21 protein-coding genes and 2 pseudogenes are annotated in these 17,997 nt (G+C 34.6%); 11 read left to right on the top strand and 12 right to left on the bottom strand.

Features of this window, described 5'->3' with window-relative positions; all coding sequences use genetic code 11:
* Positions 1-114: 114 nt before the first annotated feature.
* Positions 115-585 carry a hypothetical protein gene (locus F895_RS00780; protein WP_004761025.1) on the bottom strand — a complete coding sequence of 157 codons (471 nt, stop codon included), beginning with the start codon at positions 583-585 and terminating at the stop codon, positions 115-117.
* Between the two features lie 624 nt (positions 586-1,209).
* On the opposite strand from F895_RS00780, the gene F895_RS00785 reads away from it, so the two are divergent.
* Together F895_RS00785 and F895_RS00790 are read left to right on the top strand one after the other, a co-directional pair.
* Entirely contained in the window at positions 1,210-1,719 is a 510-nt protein-coding gene (locus F895_RS00785) for a YqhA family protein (protein ID WP_004761027.1), read from the top strand.
* A 223-nt stretch (positions 1,720-1,942) separates the two neighbouring features.
* Positions 1,943-2,920 carry a TerC family protein gene (locus tag F895_RS00790; RefSeq protein WP_004761028.1) on the top strand — a complete coding sequence of 326 codons (978 nt, stop codon included), beginning with the start codon at positions 1,943-1,945 and terminating at the stop codon, positions 2,918-2,920.
* A 133-nt stretch (positions 2,921-3,053) separates the two neighbouring features.
* On the opposite strand, the gene F895_RS00795 is transcribed toward F895_RS00790, so the two are convergent.
* Together F895_RS00795 and F895_RS00800 are read right to left on the bottom strand one after the other, a co-directional pair.
* Positions 3,054-3,368, bottom strand: coding sequence for a BrnA antitoxin family protein (locus F895_RS00795; protein ID WP_005244636.1), 315 nt, complete (start codon positions 3,366-3,368; stop codon positions 3,054-3,056).
* Positions 3,355-3,642: a BrnT family toxin gene (locus F895_RS00800; RefSeq protein ID WP_005244631.1), complete on the bottom strand. Its 288-nt coding sequence runs from the start codon at positions 3,640-3,642 to the stop codon at positions 3,355-3,357. Before F895_RS00800 ends, F895_RS00795 begins: the two co-directional genes overlap by 14 nt.
* 512 nt (positions 3,643-4,154) lie before the next feature.
* Here F895_RS00800 and F895_RS00805 point away from each other — a divergent pair.
* The 4 genes and pseudogenes from F895_RS00805 to F895_RS19735 all read left to right on the top strand — a co-directional run.
* A complete protein-coding gene (locus F895_RS00805) occupies positions 4,155-5,642 on the top strand; it encodes a SulP family inorganic anion transporter (protein ID WP_004786522.1) in 1,488 nt (495 codons plus the stop codon).
* A gap of 12 nt (positions 5,643-5,654) precedes the next feature.
* Positions 5,655-6,134, top strand: a pseudogene (locus tag F895_RS00810) (universal stress protein); the annotation flags it as partial.
* Positions 6,135-6,184: 50 nt separating this feature from the next.
* Positions 6,185-6,936, top strand: a protein-coding gene (locus F895_RS19740) for an IS5 family transposase (protein WP_111828215.1) whose coding sequence is annotated in 2 segments (ribosomal slippage) — positions 6,185-6,521 and positions 6,521-6,936 — 753 coding nt in all. Because the reading frame shifts where the segments join, the coding sequence is not laid out codon by codon here.
* A gap of 15 nt (positions 6,937-6,951) precedes the next feature.
* Positions 6,952-7,323: pseudogene (locus tag F895_RS19735) on the top strand (universal stress protein); the annotation flags it as partial.
* Between the two features lie 232 nt (positions 7,324-7,555).
* On the opposite strand, the gene F895_RS00825 reads toward F895_RS19735, so the two are convergent.
* The 3 genes from F895_RS00825 to F895_RS00835 all read right to left on the bottom strand — a co-directional run bounded on the left by F895_RS00825 (position 7,556) and on the right by F895_RS00835 (position 10,863).
* Positions 7,556-8,173 (bottom strand): plasmid replication DNA-binding protein, encoded by a 618-nt coding sequence (locus F895_RS00825; RefSeq protein ID WP_026040226.1) that lies wholly within the window; start codon positions 8,171-8,173, stop codon positions 7,556-7,558.
* A 76-nt stretch (positions 8,174-8,249) separates the two neighbouring features.
* A complete protein-coding gene (gene repM / locus F895_RS00830; RefSeq protein WP_004763517.1) occupies positions 8,250-9,149 on the bottom strand; it encodes a replication initiation protein RepM in 900 nt (299 codons plus the stop codon).
* A gap of 544 nt (positions 9,150-9,693) precedes the next feature.
* Entirely contained in the window at positions 9,694-10,863 is a 1,170-nt protein-coding gene (locus tag F895_RS00835) for a MobA/MobL family protein (protein WP_004762671.1), read from the bottom strand.
* A gap of 306 nt (positions 10,864-11,169) precedes the next feature.
* On the opposite strand from F895_RS00835, the gene F895_RS00840 reads away from it, so the two are divergent.
* Together F895_RS00840 and F895_RS00845 are read left to right on the top strand one after the other, a co-directional pair.
* Positions 11,170-11,946, top strand: a complete 777-nt coding sequence (locus tag F895_RS00840; RefSeq protein ID WP_004762676.1) for a hypothetical protein — start codon at positions 11,170-11,172, stop codon at positions 11,944-11,946.
* A gap of 224 nt (positions 11,947-12,170) precedes the next feature.
* Positions 12,171-13,370: a hypothetical protein gene (locus F895_RS00845; RefSeq protein ID WP_004762678.1), complete on the top strand. Its 1,200-nt coding sequence runs from the start codon at positions 12,171-12,173 to the stop codon at positions 13,368-13,370.
* Positions 13,371-13,442: 72 nt separating this feature from the next.
* Here F895_RS00845 and F895_RS00850 read toward each other — a convergent pair whose 3' ends face one another.
* Positions 13,443-13,685, bottom strand: coding sequence for a hypothetical protein (locus F895_RS00850; RefSeq protein WP_004762680.1), 243 nt, complete (start codon positions 13,683-13,685; stop codon positions 13,443-13,445).
* A gap of 147 nt (positions 13,686-13,832) precedes the next feature.
* Between F895_RS00850 and F895_RS00855 the strand changes: the two genes are divergently transcribed.
* Positions 13,833-14,066, top strand: a complete 234-nt coding sequence (locus tag F895_RS00855; RefSeq protein ID WP_004762682.1) for a helix-turn-helix domain-containing protein — start codon at positions 13,833-13,835, stop codon at positions 14,064-14,066.
* A 63-nt stretch (positions 14,067-14,129) separates the two neighbouring features.
* On the opposite strand, the gene F895_RS00860 is transcribed toward F895_RS00855, so the two are convergent.
* Complete coding sequence (locus tag F895_RS00860; RefSeq protein WP_005207185.1) at positions 14,130-14,546, bottom strand: helix-turn-helix domain-containing protein; 417 nt, start codon at positions 14,544-14,546, stop codon at positions 14,130-14,132.
* Positions 14,547-14,756: 210 nt separating this feature from the next.
* Here F895_RS00860 and F895_RS00865 point away from each other — a divergent pair, with 210 nt between their 5' ends.
* Together F895_RS00865 and F895_RS00870 are read left to right on the top strand one after the other, a co-directional pair.
* Complete coding sequence (locus F895_RS00865) at positions 14,757-15,023, top strand: hypothetical protein (protein ID WP_227501382.1); 267 nt, start codon at positions 14,757-14,759, stop codon at positions 15,021-15,023.
* A 16-nt stretch (positions 15,024-15,039) separates the two neighbouring features.
* Positions 15,040-15,771, top strand: a complete 732-nt coding sequence (locus F895_RS00870) for a hypothetical protein (RefSeq protein WP_005207180.1) — start codon at positions 15,040-15,042, stop codon at positions 15,769-15,771.
* A gap of 51 nt (positions 15,772-15,822) precedes the next feature.
* Here F895_RS00870 and F895_RS00875 read toward each other — a convergent pair whose 3' ends face one another.
* The 4 genes from F895_RS00875 to F895_RS00890 form a co-directional block, all read right to left on the bottom strand.
* Positions 15,823-16,536, bottom strand: coding sequence for a hypothetical protein (locus tag F895_RS00875; RefSeq protein ID WP_227501383.1), 714 nt, complete (start codon positions 16,534-16,536; stop codon positions 15,823-15,825).
* A gap of 1 nt (position 16,537) precedes the next feature.
* Positions 16,538-16,942 (bottom strand): hypothetical protein, encoded by a 405-nt coding sequence (locus F895_RS00880; protein ID WP_005207176.1) that lies wholly within the window; start codon positions 16,940-16,942, stop codon positions 16,538-16,540.
* Between the two features lie 150 nt (positions 16,943-17,092).
* Positions 17,093-17,407 (bottom strand): BrnA antitoxin family protein, encoded by a 315-nt coding sequence (locus tag F895_RS00885; protein ID WP_005244626.1) that lies wholly within the window; start codon positions 17,405-17,407, stop codon positions 17,093-17,095.
* Positions 17,394-17,681, bottom strand: a complete 288-nt coding sequence (locus F895_RS00890) for a BrnT family toxin (RefSeq protein ID WP_005244624.1) — start codon at positions 17,679-17,681, stop codon at positions 17,394-17,396. Before F895_RS00890 ends, F895_RS00885 begins: the two co-directional genes overlap by 14 nt.
* Positions 17,682-17,997 lie beyond the last annotated feature (316 nt).

Here is a 17,997-nt window from a genome sequence, read left to right as displayed (position 1 = left end):
GGACATTTTTACTTTGGAGAAACCGGACATTTCTATTTTGGAGTTACATCTGAACTGCGCATAAGAGATTTTATGTTAAATGAAAAATAGATGGTGCTTTTCTAAAAAGTTTTATTATTTCTTAGGTTTAACTTGGAAAGTACTGATATATCTACCTATTTCTTTACCATCAATAGAACGATTGGTTGTATAAGCTGTAATAATTGTAAAAAAGGAATCTCTACCCTTTGCAACATAATCCAAAATAATAACCCCAGAAGGAAGCATTGCTAAATAGAGCCCTTTTCTTTTATCTGTTTGATGATGAAAACTCCCTCCTTGGCCTAATTTTTTCACCAAAAATCCGAAAACATCAGTGGGGGGTCTTAAGCGATTAAATTCTTGACCATGATTTCTTAAAATATGCAGATAGCCAAATCCATTTCTACCTTTTGCATAGCCATTTTGTAATCTAATTGGAAGATCATGAGGAATACCTTTTATGGTATTGCCAGGAATTATAGCTAGATCGATAGAACCATTAATTTCCCAAAATAAATTCTGCTCTATTGTATCTTCTTTTATTTGTAAAACAGGTTGTTGCATGATTAGAAAGTACTTTTAAAAAAGGGAAAAGAAGATAGAATTTGACATTTCTCAGGGGAATGATACCCTAATAGATGAGTCTTTGCTGAAAGACGTTACATCGACCTTGACAACCTAGATGGTCAGATGAAAAATTGGTCAGCACGCTGTTGTCATATAAGCGTATAGAGCGAGGTGTAATACTAAGTATTACTAAGTTTCTAAGAATTTGGTTAATTCTTTCGAGCGTTAACCATTTAAGTTTTTAGATTACTTCGGGCGTCGTTCGGACTCATATTAATTAAAGGTCGCATTTGCGGCCTTTATTTTTATGCTATAAAAATAAAGAATTAGTATATTTTAGAGAGCTTTCTTATGGGGGAATGCCTATTGCAGAATTAAGGCATTTAACAGGAAGAATTGGGGAACTTTATGTAGCTATGATGACCTTAGGACAATTAGCTGATTCAGTTAATCAGAGAGGTTATGATGTAGTTTCCAGTACTGGACGGCTTTGTTGCACAAAGATATCATAACTATATGATTTTAAAAGTTTTGATTATTTTTTGATCCAAAATTAAATTTATTTAAATCAGATGCTTACATATTTATGCAACAAAGCCTTATTTTAAGGGATGTTATCAAGTGCTACAAAATTTTTTTGAAAAGAGTAGATTTTTAGTTATTATAGTTATTATAGTTATTATAAATTGCATACTATCTTCTATTTTTTTATATTTATCAACTATATATCTTCTAATTGATGCAATAATTTTTATTATAAAAAATATATATGCAACTAATTTTGAAGTAAAAATAGTTGTTGTTAAATTTTTAAAAATCCTCGATGTCTCGTTAATTGCTATTACATTTCATTTAATTTCAGCAGGTTTTTATAAATTATTTATTCAACAAGCTATTTTTGACAATAGTTCTTTTCTTAAGACACTATCAATTAATAAGTTTCATGATCTAAAACTTATTATATTACATGTATCTATTATAGTTATAGTCATCTTGTTTTTAGAAGATCTTGTTGTTTTTGGTGGAACTTTAGCCAACTTATATGCTGGTATTTCTTCTAGCCTAGTCATATTAGCAATAATTTTTACTTGTAAGCTATTCGATAATGATCATCACAAAGACGATGAATAACTTAAATCGCAAGGACTCATTTATAATTACTCTTTTATTTGAGCATTTAATTGAAGTTAAGATTAGAGATCGTCATGTATTGAGAAAAAATGTCTGATTCAAACTTCACTAAACTCAAAATTGCGTCAAAGATTGCAGCTTCAAATAGGAATACTGTACTCTTTCTTTAATCAAAAAATCTCCGACAAACCCGGTACGGTTCAAGTATAAGCAGAGGAAAACTATGGACGTTCTATTTTCGAATTTTTTAGATAAACCTGTTTGGATGTGGATTTTCTTTATCCTTATTGTACTTGTCCTGCTTATTCTAGATCTTGGAGTATTTCATCGTAAGGTAAGAGAGATTGGTGTTAAAGAAAGCTTAGCACTATCAGCATTTTATATTACATTAGGTTTACTTTTCGGCGCATGGGTGTGGTGGTATCTCGGACCCACGGCAGGGATTAACTATGTAACCGGTTTTGTAATTGAAAAATCATTAGCGATGGATAATATCTTTGTCATTGCAATGATTTTTTCATATTTCTCGATACCAAGAATTTATCAGCATAGAGTCTTATTTTGGGGAATTATAGGTGTAATTTTTCTAAGAGCTATCATGATTGGCGTGGGCGCAACACTGGTCAGCCAATTTTCATGGGTTCTTTATATATTTGCAGCCTTTCTTATTTTTACAGGGATAAAAATGTGGCTAAGTGTTGATAAAGAATATGAAGTCGGAAATTCTCCTATTTTGAACTTTATTAAAAAAAGATTTCGTGTCACTGAGCAGCTTCATGCAGAGAAGTTCTGGGTGAAAAAGATTGATCCAAAAACTAACCAATTAACCTGGTTTATGACACCACTTTTTCTAGCCTTGATCATGATTGAATTTGTAGATCTGATCTTTGCAATAGATAGTGTTCCTGCGATTTTTGCGATTACGACAGATCCATTTATTGTTTATACTTCAAATATTTTCGCAATTTTGGGATTACGTGCTTTATATTTTGCCCTATCAGCAATGGTCGACCGCTTCCATTATTTGAAGTACGCATTAGCAGTATTGTTAGTCTTTATTGGATCAAAAATTTTTATAGCTGATGGATTAGGTATAGCAAAAATTCCACCGCCAGTCTCCCTTTCGATCACGTTCATCATCTTGTTTACAGGAATTCTATACTCTCTTTGGAAAACAAAAGATCAAAGTACTCATAGGTAAAAATTACAATCCTTTAAATAATTAATAGCTACCAATAAAACAGTGGCTGTTAATTATTCTGATTATAAGTTTTCCTAAAATTAACATAATACACGTTATACGAAGTCAAAAATGGGAGCTTAAGCTCCCATTTTTACTGATGATTTTTTAACTCTTTTAGCATGGCATCCCGCAAGATTTCATTCATTCGTGTCTGATAACCTTTACCTTGTGCTTTGAACCATGCAAGTACATCAGCATCTAAACGAATGGAAGTCTGTTGCTTCACTGGGCGATAGAATTGATTATGGCGTACAGCATTGCTCCATTCTGTAATTTCAGGCATATCTGATAGATCTAGCTGATCATCAGGAACCGTGCCTTTAGCAAGCAAGCGTTGAATTTCAGCATCTTGTTTGTCGCTGAATTTTTCATTCAGTTCTTTGCGTGAGTATCTAACCATGCTCATATCTATCTCGCTCCGCCTTGGTGACTTGTCTTGCACTAATGATTCGTATGATTTCACAGTCATCTTCATCAAAGATGGTGTGAGCTACTAAGAGCATTAGTACGCCTTTTACTTTCCCAATGGTCTGCCAACGTTCTTCACCATCGGTATGTCTGTCCTGAATTGAGATCCTCAGTGGATCATCAAAAACAAGGCTTGCAGTTTCGAAAGAGATATCATGCTTTTTCTGATTCTTTCGATTCTTAGCCTCATCCCATTCAAAATACTGTTCCATAAAAAACATTCAAATTTGTATATACAATAATGTATCACAAAATTGTATCACTCAAGTTGAGAAGCGTAATTTTTAGTCAGATTTATTGGCAAAAACTATCAAAATCGCTCATAAAAAAGCCGACTTGTTTCAAAGTCGGCTTTTTACTGTTTTTTCGACCAAGGTGAAATTTTTAAGCGATTGATTTTTATATTAATATACAAGTGTACTTCGTATAATATCCATTATGTTAAATGGGCATAAATCAATTCTAAAATTATCTATGATAATTCTTAGCTTTTACTTCAGTACTGCGTTTAGGGTGGATAGAAAAGGGGCTAGCTGCTATGATTGCCCCCGAAATCCTCCAAAATAGATATCTTTCTTAATATGACACTTACGCCACCATAAGTTTATTTACCTCTTAAATCAGTAAATAACTCATCACTGTCTAGTGATGTGGTGTAGTAGCTTGTGTGTCGTATATATCACATCACTAGCCTTTCTTAAAATGTAAAAAAATAGGCTATTTCATGTTATCCACTATTCGAGAACAATGGTTCTCTAATATTCGCGGGGATGTCCTTGCGGGTATTGTTGTCGCTTTGGCTCTAATTCCTGAAGCAATTGCCTTCTCTATTATTGCAGGTGTCGATCCTAAAGTCGGGTTATACGCTTCATTCTGTATTGCCGTGGTGATTGCTTTTGTAGGTGGTCGCCCTGGTATGATTTCTGCGGCAACCGGTGCCATGGCGTTATTAATGGTAACACTGGTTAAAGAGCATGGTCTGCAATACTTATTAGCAGCCACAATTTTGACAGGATTTATTCAAATCTTAGCCGGCTATCTAAAATTAGGTGCCTTGATGCGGTTTGTATCCAAGTCAGTTGTGATTGGCTTTGTGAATGCCCTGGCTATTCTAATTTTTATGGCTCAATTACCTGAACTCACTAATGTGACATGGCATGTCTATGCGATGACAATTGGTGGTTTAGCCATTATTTATCTATTCCCTTATATTCCAGTGATAGGGAAGCTTTTACCCTCTCCTCTCATCTGTATTGTCTTACTTACGCTCTTTGCCTTATTCATTGGTTTAGATGTAAGAACCGTCGGAGATATGGGGCAATTACCGGATACGCTTCCAATTTTCTTGCTTCCTGATATTCCTTTAAATCTTGAAACCTTAACGATTATTTTGCCTTATTCACTGGGATTAGCAGCCGTAGGTTTGCTTGAATCTATGATGACAGCAACGATTGTCGATGATTTAACAGATACCAATAGTGATAAAAACCGTGAGTGTAAAGGACAAGGCGTTGCCAATATTGCTTCAGGTTTCTTAGGCGGAATGGCAGGCTGTGCCATGATTGGTCAATCGATTATTAATGTGAAATCTGGTGGGCGTACCCGTTTATCTACATTTAGTGCCGGGGTCTTCCTGTTGATTATGGTGGTGTTTATCAGTGACTGGCTTAAAGTCATTCCAATGGCTGCACTGGTTGCTGTCATGATTATGGTATCAATTGGAACATTTAACTGGGATTCTCTGCGCAATATCCGCCAATATCCTCTCTCTAGCAATATCGTGATGATCGTTACAGTCGTCGTAGTTGTTGCCACACATAACCTGGCTTATGGTGTATTAGTCGGTGTTCTTCTTTCTGCATTATTTTTTGCCAATAAAATTGAACGCTATATGGCGATTCAATCTGTATTTGATGAATCAGAAAGCACACGTACTTATACGGTAACAGGTCAAGTGTTCTTCAGTTCAGCAGATAAATTTACTTCTGCATTTGATTTCAAAGAGGCACTTTCAAAAGTGGTGATTGATGTCAGTCAGGCACACTTCTGGGATGTTTCTGCGGTTGCTGCCGTAGATAAAGTGGTCATTAAGTTTAGACGTGAAGGAACAGAAGTCGAACTTATTGGAATGAATGAAGCTAGTAAAACATTAGTCGATAAGTTTGGTATCCATGATAAGCCAGATGCTTTAGATCGCTTAAATAGCCACTAAGAGGGATTAGTTATGTCAAAAATTATTGCATGTATTGATGGATCATTAGTAACAAATACTGTGTGTGATTATGCAGCTTGGTTTAGCGATAAACTTAATTCACCTATTAAACTATTGCATGTCATTGATAAGCCAAAAGCAAAAGCACCACAAGATTTAAGTGGTGCAATTGGTCTAGGAAGTCGAGAAACCTTGCTCAAAGAATTGGTTGAACTCGAAGAACGTAAGGGAAAAATCGAGCTAGAGCATGGCCAGATTCTTCTTCGGGAAGCAAAGAACTATTTATTGGAGAAGTTCTCTATTGATGCTCAAAGTTTTCAACGCCATGGCAGTGTTTTAGAAACAATCATGGGAATGGAAGACGACATTAGAGTTCTTGTTATGGGTAAGCATGGGAATGAAACCGAGCATGATTCCAGTAAAATTGGAACCCATATTGAAAATGTTGTTCGTGCCCTTCATAAACCCGTATTAATAACGTCTGCACCATTTAGGGCTTGTTGAGAATTAACAAAGGGTACTGATTAATTTATAATAGTACTATGGATAGATACATACTTACTGATGCCCAATGGGCAAAAATGGAACCTTTTTGCCTAGGTAAAGTGACTGATCGAGGTCGTAGTGGAAAAGATAATCGATTATTTTTAGAAGCAGTCCTATGGATTGCCCGTACAGGCAGTCCATGGCGTGATCTACCTGCTCATTTTGGTAAATGGAATACCGTCTTTAAAAGATACCGTGATTGGGTGAAAGCTGGTGTATTTGAAGCTATTTTTGCATCTGTAAATGAAGATGTTGATTTGGAATACGCCATGATTGATGGAACGATTGTTAAAGTTCATCGACATGGCCAAGGTGCAAAAGGGGGACTTTCAAACAGTCTATAGGTAAATCTCGAGGTGGAATGAGCTGTAAAATTCTTGCCTTAGTGGATAGTCTAGGCAACCTCATTAAGTTTCGATTAATGCCTGGTCAATATCACGATTTAGTAGAAACCAAACCTTTAATCGAAGATGTTGATTTTCAAGCATTACTAGCGGATAAAGCATTTGATGCAGATTGGCTCATCCAAGAACTCAATGAACGTAAAGTGAAAGTGGTGATCCCACCTAAATCTAATCGAAAAGTAATGAGAGCATTTGATACGATTATGTATAAATGGCGTCATCTCATTGAAAACTATTTCTGTAAGTTAAAAGAATTTAAACGTATAGCGATGCGTAGTTGTAAAACAGATACGAGTTTTGAAGCCATGATTCAATTGTGCGCGAGTTTAATTAACTCTCGGTAATTCTCAACAGACCCTAGTCCACCTAAGTCTTTTTTAATTGCTTTTGATGGAAGTCAGACTGCACGTATTTGTGTAGACAAAATTGCCAATAGCCCTTTATTAAAAAACCTGACAGCTCATCTGGTATATGTTGGTAAGCCAAATAGTGATATGACATCTCAAGTCACTTGGGCAAAAGAGTTGCTTGCAAATAATGGTTTTGATGTCATTGAGAGTGTACTCGAAGGTGATGTCGAGAAATCAATATTAGATTACCAAGAGAAAAACTCTATTGATATGATGGTTATTGGTGCATATGGTCACTCAAAAATACGCCAGTTTTTTATTGGTAGTACGACGACCAAATTGTTATCAAGCTCTACAAAACCAGTATTATTATTAAGATAATTTTTAAAAGATAAAAGGATAGTTTTTAACTATCCCTTTTTTAGATTTTCTAAAATTAACATAATACACCTTATACGAAATGCGTTATAATTATCTATAGAAATCAATGCTGTAGTTTCTAGTTGATAGCCCATCTTCCCCAAGGTGGGCTTTTTTGTTGATTATTCATGTTCCACGGCTATTCTTTGATCAATGTTTCACGACTTTGTTCATATTAGTTAAACAATCGTGGTTAATCATAGGGTCTAAAAAAACGGCTCCAAAAGCCCCTTTTCTCCGGTTCCTGGTCAATGTGCTCCGGTACTGGAATCCGCTTATTTTCCACCTGCTCCGGAGTAGTCAATCCGTCATCTTTCGGCTGAGTTTGGATCTCTACTTCTACAGGAGTTTCTCTTGGTTGAGTAGTCAATACATCATAGTTCGACTCACTTTTTGACCTAGTATCTGTTGCTATATCTAATTTTGGGTCGATAGAACTAGTTGTATAAGCTTTTGGAGCTTCTAGTAGGCGTTGTATTGCTTCAATTTGCTCATCTTTAACGTGTAACTGATCATTCTTAGCTTTTAGTTCCTCACGTTGGAACTGCTCACGCTCATGAGCCTGTTCAAGCTGTTTTTGAAGCATGTAAACTTGCTGTTCTAATAGGTGAACTTCTGACAACTTTCGTGTTTCGGTTGTCTGTGAACTGTTTACATTTCTAGAAGGTTCACCAAAGACTCGAATAGCTTCGGAAAGATCAATTTTACCGTCACTATTTTTACTTAAATTACCTTTATTAACTTGCTTATAAATGGCTTGACGAGTTATTCCATAGAGGTTTGAAAGCTCAATAACAGATAGTGATTTCATCTTGTAATTTTGGTTGTCCATTATGTGAACTAAAATACATTAACAAACAGTCAACTGCTACATACACAATCGACCTTTATGCCTTAAAGCCTAAATTTTTAAGATGAGGAATAAGTTGTTTTTGTTTTATTGGATCTCGCAGCATATCTTTAATTTTAATAGCTAAGTCGTCATAACTTTCACCTTGTTGTGCTAGGTGAGATACTTCATGTAAGCGTGAAAGCTGATTACCGAACATATTAATTTGTGAATCTGTCAATTTATAAAAATTATTCTGTTCGGATTTATGCTCAATACTTTTTGATTTTTCTTTAAACGTGAAGTGAATGTGTGTGACTTTTCGACCTGTCTTTATTTGCTCGTAAGATACATTTAAAGGGCTATGTTCATTGATTTGAACTACAGCAGTATCAATAACCCATCTCTTTAAATCAGCAGACAATGGATATCTTTTCCCTAACTCCAACATACTTCTTAGAGATTCGATGGAAATCTCTCGTTTTCCTATGGAACGATATTGGCTTAGTAGCTCATAAATACGAATAGCATATGCGCTACTCATACCAGCAATGTCAGATAGCGAATACTTAGTGAATTCACGGCTTAGATTAGAAATGAACGGCAAAATTTCTTTAGAAAACCGAATTCCTACAACGCTTTTACTTTCTAAAAAGCGTATGGATTGAATCCATCTCATTTTGATTGACTCATCATCAATAGCTAAATTAATTGATCTGTCATATAAGCGGTTTACACCATCTTTTAGATCTCTATAAGCTGTTTTTTCATGAACCCCAAGTTTTTTTAAATCATCAATAGTTACGCGATAAATTTCATCATCTGTAATATCTTCAGCCCGACTAATCTTACTAATAGCTGCTAAGACAATCCGTTGTTCTGTTGAGCTGAGTTGATATGAAGCCTCAATTACTTGATTTGATTTAACTACTAATTCTTTTTTAGATGTACTCATCATTTTTAATTCGATAAACTAACTATGAGTAATATAATTCTCTCATAGTTGGTAGTCAATCCCTCATAGTTAAGTAGTCAATCCCTCATAGTTAGTAGTCAATCCCTCATAGTTAGTAGTCAATCCCTCATAGTTAGGAGCTGAAAGCCTTTCTGTTAAAGCCTTTCAGATAGCCTAAAAGATTTAAAAGATTTAAAATATATTAAAAAGGATAAGAATGAAAAATTGCCCTTGGTTTTCGCTTCGCTCAAACTCTATTGAATCTCGCTTTCGCTCGATTCGAGAGGCAATTTTTTGGTTAATACTTTCGTGACTTTTAGAAAAAGCAAAAGCAACTCGGAATTCGCTTCGCTCATTAGTTTTTTATGCTCGCTCCGCTCGACCTAGATGCAAATTAAATCTGTTCGCACCCTTTGGGATGCTCTGTATCTCAGTCTCAGCAGCAAAGGGGAGCTTGTAATCAGGGAAAAAGCATGGCGAAAATTTTAATTGAGTCTGTTCGCTCGTAGACACTCGCTCTGTAAGGCCTGAATAAAGCCAGATAATTTTAAAAACCTGGACCACCGTAATCATAATCATCAGTTTTAGGTTGTACTGGTTCTGATTGAATCGGTTTAGGGGGCTTATTCTGCGTGGGTAATGGATTCTTTGGTGGTGAATACACGTCAAACTCAAAGCATGGTGTTGAGTTACGTTGTGAATCCTTCAATTTTTGATTCATGTTATGAATATTCCAGTCTTCTTGATGCAATATAGGCTCTTGGGTCTTGATAATTTCACTAAAATCTTTTTGCAGTTTTTCCTTATTTTTCTGATTCTTCACTAAATAATTCAGGTAATACATCACCTCCAATGATGAAAATGGATGGTTTTCAGCACTATAAAAATATTCATGTTGTTGATCTAATTGCTTTTGGCGTTCTTCGAGTTCTCGTTCTTTTTGATTGTGTTCTCGAATTTTTTGGATCTGGGCGAGATATTCCGCTGTCGCGTTTTGTTGACCAACGCCTAGCTTAGGCTCAGGAAGATACAAAGTGCTGTGGATCTCGTTATATTTTTCATAGCTGTCTGCTGAAACCTGATTTTTGATGGTGATGTCTTGGCCATCCAATGTGTAGGTGACGGTAGGGCAGTGCTGTGCAAGGGCATCATTCAGATGGTTTTCCCATTGTTTTCGGATATAGATTAAAAAAGTGGAATAGTCTGCGTGGCCATCCTGCAGCTGGATTTTCTTTGCACCGCCTTTGCTTGGATCTTTGGGGTTATAGCGTTTGAAATATTGTTCGGCTGTCCGTTCAATACTGTCATCGGCTTTTAGCGAGAACATGATGTGACAATGAGGCTGATCTTCGCCACTGAGGCGCGATTTAACGTTATGTATGGCGTATGAATGCGGATATTGCTGTGGAACTATATGTTTGTCTAAAAACGTCTCTATGAGCGTTTTACGCTGTTCTGGCGTGAATTCGTTGGGGAGGGCAATTTCATACTCCATGTAGACTTTGGCATTGGCTCGCTCAAAAGTATCAGCGGCTTTCCAAAACTCAATGGGATCTTTCACCCAGGACGGCATGCATTTGCCAGGTTCAACGTATTCTAAAATTTCATCACTTTTTTTGCGGACGTTTTCGTATTGCATCAATCGGGCAATATAGAGGTAATGCTGAATGGCGTAGCCTTTATTTTTACTTTTGACGCTGAAGTGATAACTGGCCATGCTCACCTTTTTGTTGGTCTGGGATCGGTTTTTATGCAGTGAAACGGAATGAAAACCGCCCGGATTTGGAATGCCTGGATGGCTGAAAAATCCGGTTGAAGGGGGTCAAGGGGGAAGCGCCCCATTGCGTACTAGTTTCTCCGATCAGGAGAAACTGTCAAGTGCGAATTATTTAAATAAAAAATAGAAATTCTTTTCAAGAAATTTTATTTTTTATTTAAATAATTATTTTCAGACTGCCCTCTTTAAATATGGTAAAACCATATTTAAAGAGGTTGCAGTTCTGAAAATTTGGTGGCCGATGATATGACACTAGAAAAAGCAAAAAAGCGTGGTAGACCTTCTCAACTTTTACAAATGGCAGAGTTACATGCTTTCGTTGAGTTTTTATTAGAAAAAGATCCTCGTTCGGAACTTCAAAATCAGGTTATTGATGCACTACAAGCTGAAGACTTTAACTTTGAAATGTTGTCTGAAGCTCAGCAGATTCTTGTGAAAGAAGCGTTAAAACCGTACCGTGAGCATTTGAAGCTTCAGTTGTTGTTTGATGAGTTGGTGAGAACTCCGGGAAGGACTAAGTATGAAGAAAAATTTTTGGAGCTGTACCAAGATTATAAAAAAGATGATCTAGATCCAGCTGAAATGAATATCCTGAAAACAATGTGTACGCGCTATCTGAATTTTAAAGCGCAAAAGCTTGAATACAGTGACTTGGAGCTGTATTTGAGTCAGATTCAGAAAAAGGATGCCGGGAAAAAACGTAAAGCTGAAAATCAACGTAAGTTTGAAGTGGGCGGTGGGGTTTTAAGTCTTTATAAAGTAAAAGATGATGAAAATTTAGACAGTAAAAAGTTTCTAAAAGGAATCGAAATTGACCGTTTTCTTGCCGGGAAATTTCGTCAATCTCAACTTTATAAAAAGGTTTGGGCACTAGAGCGACCAAATACAGAAAAGTATCAACTACTTTTTGAGGTTCTCCATCAGCTGTCTGGATATAGCCTAAAAGGGCAGACTTTAACGCTTCTCGATTTAGCGATTATAGATGCTCAAAAAAAGATAAAAAGTAGGTCTGAAAAAGAATGAATTTTTTGACTGTCCGCTTTTTAGCTGACTTTTCTATTTTGGCAATTGTAAATTTATGCGAAATTTATTATTTTAAAAATAAGGTCGCCTACCGTACTTACGCATGAGTAGAAAAGGGATAAAAAACCATAGGTTTAATTTTTAAAGCCATATCTAAAATTTAATTTTCTTAAGTATCAACTCGTTTGGTTCTTAGCATTTAAACATGCGTTGCTAGAAGTCTTATGACACCAAAGATTCTTTGTATAAAGAGTTTAGAGTTGGAAGTAGAGAAAATTATGTCTATTCAAGAATTCGCATTTCAATTATCTAAAAAAATTCAGGAACAGCATTCTGTAAAGATTAGCCGTTCACATATTTATGAATTAATTGCTTTAGATCAGGACTATAGGACCTATAGCTCTTTTGTTGCTCAAAATCTTTTACTTGATGCTCAATATGATGATTCTGAAGAATATTATCAGCATGAATTAATTGATGCCCTAACTCTAGAAATATTGAAAAATCCGCCTGAAACAGATTATCTAAATTATAGTGAAGATGACCTTCATTGGGATGATTATGAAGGTAATGCTTTACTGGAAAAGATTAAAAAAATCACCATAAGACTTAAGGATTTACTAAAATTCGATGCGTCAGAGGAATTATATTTATCGATTTCTAAAACGGTCTATCGAGAACTTTTATGGCTTAACTTAGAAGTTATTAACTTTAATGTCGTAAGAAAAGCACTAAGTTATATCGATTTTGAAAATGGGATGGTAGATCACCTAGAACTTGATGGTGAATATTTCGAGTTTTCAGAAATTGGGGAGGCTTTTGAAAAGATTTTATCTTATGCGAAAGACCGTAAGAATGCTGATGCATATGCTCTATTAGGTGCTTATTATCGTTATTTAGCAAATCAAATAGCTCCTTATGGTCGACATGAATCAAATTTTGGGAGTCGTTGGGACAATCATAAACAAAAATATATCAATTCTGATGAGACTAAGAAAAATAAAGAAAAGTATGAAGAATACATAAAGCAAGCTGAACACTTTGAATCTTATATTAAAAATTCACCTATGAATCTTCATGAAATTAATTTGGATGCAGACAAGGAAACAGTTTACAACCAGATTCTGTACTTGTGTAATCGAGGTGATACGAGTGCTATTGAATACTTCCTGTATGAAGAAATTTTCAAAAATCATGGAGAAGCATGGTTATACATCTACTTAGCTCAAATGTGTGGAGTTGATTTCACGCAGGATGATTTTAGAGCCTACAATGCTTATACAGGTGAGGATTATGATGACTATGGACCTATGGAAATCGCAGGTCGTGAGGCAATTCAATATGCTATAGATTTATCAGAACTAGATGTTGATAAAGATAATTTAGCTAGGAAGATTGCTGCAGAGTTATTTGAGAAAATTTAATTCATAGTCTTATAAAAAAGAGAATTTGAAATCTGTATTTGACTCATAAAATACAGATTTCATTATCATCGTTTAACATCCTGGGATAAGTTGTAGAAAGGCTGCTCTAACTTCAGAAAATTCGGCTTGAGGGTGATCTTGTAAAAAATATTCGGTCCAAATGAATGTTGCTTCATGGCCGTCATAGCAAGGATTTACATCCAGATAAAAAGCCAATCGTGCTGTTATGCAAAGTTCAAGATCATTAATTAATGTCAATCCAATCTTTTTTGCTTGAGAAGAAATAAGAAGCTTGGGCTGTACGAAATGGTTCATAAAACAAGTCCTATCAAAAGAGTAAAATTGCTTGATAAGAGTATTTAAACACATAAATAATGTGTCAATAACATTATTTATGTGTTTAAATGTAAATAAATAATCTGTGCTATACTTTTCTATCAAAACAATTCTGCTTTTTAAACTATGCCTTACGAAGAATTTCAAAGACTTATAGGTAAGTCTGGCCTTTCTATTAAAGAATTTGCAGCACTTTTAGATATGAATGCGAATTCAATTACCAACTATAAAAAGAACGGTAAAGTGCCCACTAGCATTGCAGTGATTGCAATCGTAATTTCAGATATGAAGGATGATGGTCTGGACTTTTATCCGATTTTTGAGAGAGTTCGGGCTTTCCGTGATCAAGATAGTATTTGACGTTAACCCAATTAAAGATTTAATTGGGTTCTAACAGCTGCATTTCGTAGATGAGATTTTATGTTAAATCGATTTCGCTAATTTTCTATGCTTTTTATTTTTCTTAACAATATCTAATTCAGGCGATTTTTCTTCAAGAATTTTTACCAAGGGCGATAAATCGTAGATACTTCTTCCTTTATATTTATTATTTTCCCTTGATGTCTTATTACGGACTATCAGTCCTTTTGTTTCAAGACCTGCTAATGTTCTTTGGACTGTTCTAGTAGAAACACCCATTCGATGTGCTATTCCTGCTTGAGAGGGATAAGGAAACTCTTCTTTCTTCCACCAGTGAGTTAATAGATTGAGTAAAATATTAATTTCTATAGATGATAGTCCTAATTCCTTTTGTGCATAAATAAGGGTGGTTGGTACCTGAGTGAAACCTAATATTAGAGAATTTTCTCCCCATTTTTCTTTTAATTCAAAATTTAACATAAATTTTTAAAAACCTATTCATATATATATATAAATTAATATATATATAGTACGCCAATTTTGTCGTAGTTGATAGTGACATATTTGTCTTATAACCTGTTGGTATATATTTTTAATTTAATTTAATTTTTTAGGTATTTAGGTGTGAAAATGTTCACTAGGACTGTTCAAACCCTTAGAAATAGTACTGATCTAGTTCAGAGATTTACTATGCCTGAAATTAAGCAAGATTTTGAATTACGTAGACTTTCACATAGAGAAAGAAATAATCACTATATACTCATCTTTAAAGATGTAGTGAATAACAAAAAAGATTGGGAAGATGTAAAAGTTGTTTCTGAAATACAAGAAAGAAATGAGCGTTTAAGATTTAACATTAAAGCCTCTAAGCAGTATCCTGAATTAGCTTCTTATGAAAAGATTTTAGAAGATAAAATTAATGCTATTATTAATAGAAGATCTTTACTAACTTCATAAGAAACAAAGGATAACAGTGTCTCCACCTCATATCTTACTTGAAGATGATTATCAAAAGCCTCTTCATGATTTACCTGCCAATTTTAATTATCAAAGCCCAAATGAAGTTAGGTATTTCTATAACCAAACTTATGGAAATATTTTTAAAATTCAAGAGCTTAAGGCTAATAATGGTAGTGAGTATGCTGGTTGTATAGAGTTATTCTCATGTTATTTCAATGAGATGGCCTTAGATGGAGTATGTGCTGTTGCAGAGGACTTTGATAATCCTTATGAAGCTGCAAGTAAAGCACTAGAAGCTTTCGAAATAGAAAGTGAAACTTTGATAGGTCGCTATTCATTTAAAGATTTCGAAATTAAAGATACAGAATCGAAAATTGGTAAACAAATAAAAGGTGCCTATCTATCTGAATCATATCAACAATTTGGTATCAGCCCTTTTATATACAAATACCTAGCTACTAAATACGGTGTCTTAGTTTGTGATAATACTCAAACTTATATGGGGCATATGTTATGGGCCTTAAGTATTCTTAAATGGGGAATTATTAAAGTTTACGATTGCGTAGAGCATAAATTCATAGGTGAGATTGATCATAAGTTGGATCCAGCTCCTATTAAGCCATGGTCGGTGCCATTTAACTTTCCAATGCAAAAGGAAAAACATTTAAGACAGGATATGTGTGTCAGGACAGACGTCCAATTTCATAATATTGTCTTAGTTGTAGATAATTCTACATTGTCTTAAAGCACATCATTTCTAAGATTAGAGCTATCATCTTACATATTAATATGATAGCTAATAGACAAAATTTATGAAGTTTTTGAATGTGTCATACCAATCAGTATTCCATTGATTTTCCCTACATACATCATAGAGTTCATTTTCATCATTAACTCTAGCATTAGTTATTATTCTATGAGTGCTTGTATGCACAATTAAACCATTTTCAATAAAAAGAGCTAGCTCTGGATATAGTGCAACTGAGCGAATATGAGAAAACTCAGTATCAGATAAATATGTATAATTAGTAAGCTCATCCCTAAAATGGCCTATAGAATTTAAGCGTTGTCGCTTAAGTTTTTTCTTTTGTTGATTAAGGTTTTCATAGGCCTCAGCTCTAATAGTACGTGCAAAATCTGAATCTCTTGCCGCTATTAGATAAATTTCTGAAAGACGTAAATAATGTTCTCGCCTAATTAATCCGGCATTTTGTAAGTTATAGCTGATCATTTGCTGAACAGCATCCCCTCTTACATAAACATTATCATGATCTCGGTACACTTCTTCTCTATTTAGGCCAGCAATACTATATCTAACGTTTGCATAAGATGTTCTTAAAATGGAAGGTAAAGATACATCGTTCACCCATAGACGGCCCATCCTGTCGATATGAGAACCTGTATTCCAGGCATTCATAATTTCTGTCGCTACTCTTTTTTTAACTAGTTGATTATCATATTTAATTTCTTCTAATAAACTCCCTAGTGGAGTTAGTCTGTAATCGATCATATTAGCCACGAGTCATATCTCCATAGAATTCTTCTAATTTTTGGCAAGCTTGTTTGGCTAAAGGATGATTAGATCTATCCGGATGAATATATTGAAGAATATCGTTTCTCCACTTCTTTGCTTCATCTGCATTTGAATATAGTTTTCTAGTTATTTTTAATGCTTCTCTTTGAGAAGTACCTTCTATTTGAGTGAGAAAAAAAATGTATTTAGAATCTTCTGAAATAAAAAAGGTAGCGTTATCTTCTGAAAAAAGTACCTTTAGATGTTGAACTAAGTTTATGGTATCTTTGATATTTTCTGATTTTTCATCAATTTTTTTCTCTATGTCTTGAAGCAGGGATATTTTAAAATCCTGCTTATCAAAAGTATTTTTTCTTATTTCTTTAAGATCTTTCCAATCCATATCTAGCTCAATTTGGTATTCATGAATATATGTGTATATTTAATATATTTTTAGAAAATAGGTTAGTCTATATTTTTAATATGTACTTTTTCTAAAATTAACATAATACACGTTATACGCAGTCAAAAATGGGAGCCTAAGCTCCCATTTTTATTGATGATTTTTTAATTCTTTTAGCATGGCATCCCGCAAGATTTCATTCATGCGTGTCTGATAACCTTTGCCTTGTGCTTTGAACCATGCAAGTACGTCAGCATCTAAACGAATAGATGTTTGTTGCTTCACTGGGCGGTAGAATTGATTTTGGCGTACAGCATTGCTCCAGTCGGTAATTTCAGGAATATCTGAGAGATCTAACTGATCGTCAGAAACTGTTCCCTTAGCAAGCAAGCGTTCAATTTCAGCATCTTGCTTGTCGCTGAATTTTTCATTCAGTTCTTTGCGTGAGTGTCTAACCATGCTCATATTTATCTCGCTCCGCTTTTGTTACCTGTCTTGCACTAATAATTCTTATGATTTCACAGTCATCTTCATCAAAGATGGTATGAGCTACTAAGAGCATTAGTACACCTTTCACTTTTCCAATGGTCTGCCAACGTTCTTCACCATCGGTATGTCTGTCTTGGATTGAGATCCTCAGTGGATCATCAAAAACAAGGCTTGCCGTTTCGAAAGAGACATCGTGTTTTTTCTGATTCTTTCGATTCTTTGCCTCATCCCATTCGAAATACTGTTTCATAAAAAACATTCAAATTTGTATATACAATAATGTATCATAAAATTGTATCACTCAAGTTGAGAAGCGTAATTTTTAGTCAAATTTATTGGCAAAACATTCCAAAACTGCTCATAAAAAAGCCGACTTGTTTCAAAGTCGGCTTTTTACTGTTTTTTCGACCAAGGTGAAATTTTTAAGCGATTGATTTTTATATTAATATACAAGTGTACTTCGTATAATATCCATTATGTTAAATAATTTCATTTGATATCTTTTCTTTTACAGTTTTTAAAGATATTTCTAGATTAGTTACTTTTTCATTAATCATATCTTTGAC

Source organism: Acinetobacter sp. CIP 64.2 (genome assembly GCF_000369645.1).
GTDB lineage: Bacteria > Pseudomonadota > Gammaproteobacteria > Pseudomonadales > Moraxellaceae > Acinetobacter.
The sequence above is the reverse complement of the archived record's forward strand: the minus strand, read 5'-3'. Positions and strand labels throughout refer to the sequence as shown.

Bases quoted from the DNA above. Each gene is read 5' to 3' on its own strand.
- F895_RS00780 (WP_004761025.1), bottom strand. From the start codon at position 585: ATGCAACAACCTGTTTTACAAATAAAAGAAGATACAATAGAGCAGAAT.
- F895_RS00790 (WP_004761028.1), top strand. From the start codon at position 1,943: ATGGACGTTCTATTTTCGAATTTTTTAGATAAACCTGTTTGGATGTGG.
- F895_RS00795 (WP_005244636.1), bottom strand. From the start codon at position 3,368: ATGAGCATGGTTAGATACTCACGCAAAGAACTGAATGAAAAATTCAGC.
- F895_RS00800 (WP_005244631.1), bottom strand. From the start codon at position 3,642: ATGGAACAGTATTTTGAATGGGATGAGGCTAAGAATCGAAAGAATCAG.
- F895_RS00805 (WP_004786522.1), top strand. From the start codon at position 4,155: ATGTTATCCACTATTCGAGAACAATGGTTCTCTAATATTCGCGGGGAT.
- F895_RS00825 (WP_026040226.1), bottom strand. From the start codon at position 8,173: ATGAAATCACTATCTGTTATTGAGCTTTCAAACCTCTATGGAATAACT.
- repM (WP_004763517.1), bottom strand. From the start codon at position 9,149: ATGATGAGTACATCTAAAAAAGAATTAGTAGTTAAATCAAATCAAGTA.
- F895_RS00835 (WP_004762671.1), bottom strand. From the start codon at position 10,863: ATGGCCAGTTATCACTTCAGCGTCAAAAGTAAAAATAAAGGCTACGCC.
- F895_RS00840 (WP_004762676.1), top strand. From the start codon at position 11,170: ATGACACTAGAAAAAGCAAAAAAGCGTGGTAGACCTTCTCAACTTTTA.
- F895_RS00845 (WP_004762678.1), top strand. From the start codon at position 12,171: ATGACACCAAAGATTCTTTGTATAAAGAGTTTAGAGTTGGAAGTAGAG.
- F895_RS00850 (WP_004762680.1), bottom strand. From the start codon at position 13,685: ATGAACCATTTCGTACAGCCCAAGCTTCTTATTTCTTCTCAAGCAAAA.
- F895_RS00855 (WP_004762682.1), top strand. From the start codon at position 13,833: ATGCCTTACGAAGAATTTCAAAGACTTATAGGTAAGTCTGGCCTTTCT.
- F895_RS00860 (WP_005207185.1), bottom strand. From the start codon at position 14,546: ATGTTAAATTTTGAATTAAAAGAAAAATGGGGAGAAAATTCTCTAATA.
- F895_RS00865 (WP_227501382.1), top strand. From the start codon at position 14,757: ATGCCTGAAATTAAGCAAGATTTTGAATTACGTAGACTTTCACATAGA.
- F895_RS00875 (WP_227501383.1), bottom strand. From the start codon at position 16,536: ATGATCGATTACAGACTAACTCCACTAGGGAGTTTATTAGAAGAAATT.
- F895_RS00880 (WP_005207176.1), bottom strand. From the start codon at position 16,942: ATGGATTGGAAAGATCTTAAAGAAATAAGAAAAAATACTTTTGATAAG.
- F895_RS00885 (WP_005244626.1), bottom strand. From the start codon at position 17,407: ATGAGCATGGTTAGACACTCACGCAAAGAACTGAATGAAAAATTCAGC.
- F895_RS00890 (WP_005244624.1), bottom strand. From the start codon at position 17,681: ATGAAACAGTATTTCGAATGGGATGAGGCAAAGAATCGAAAGAATCAG.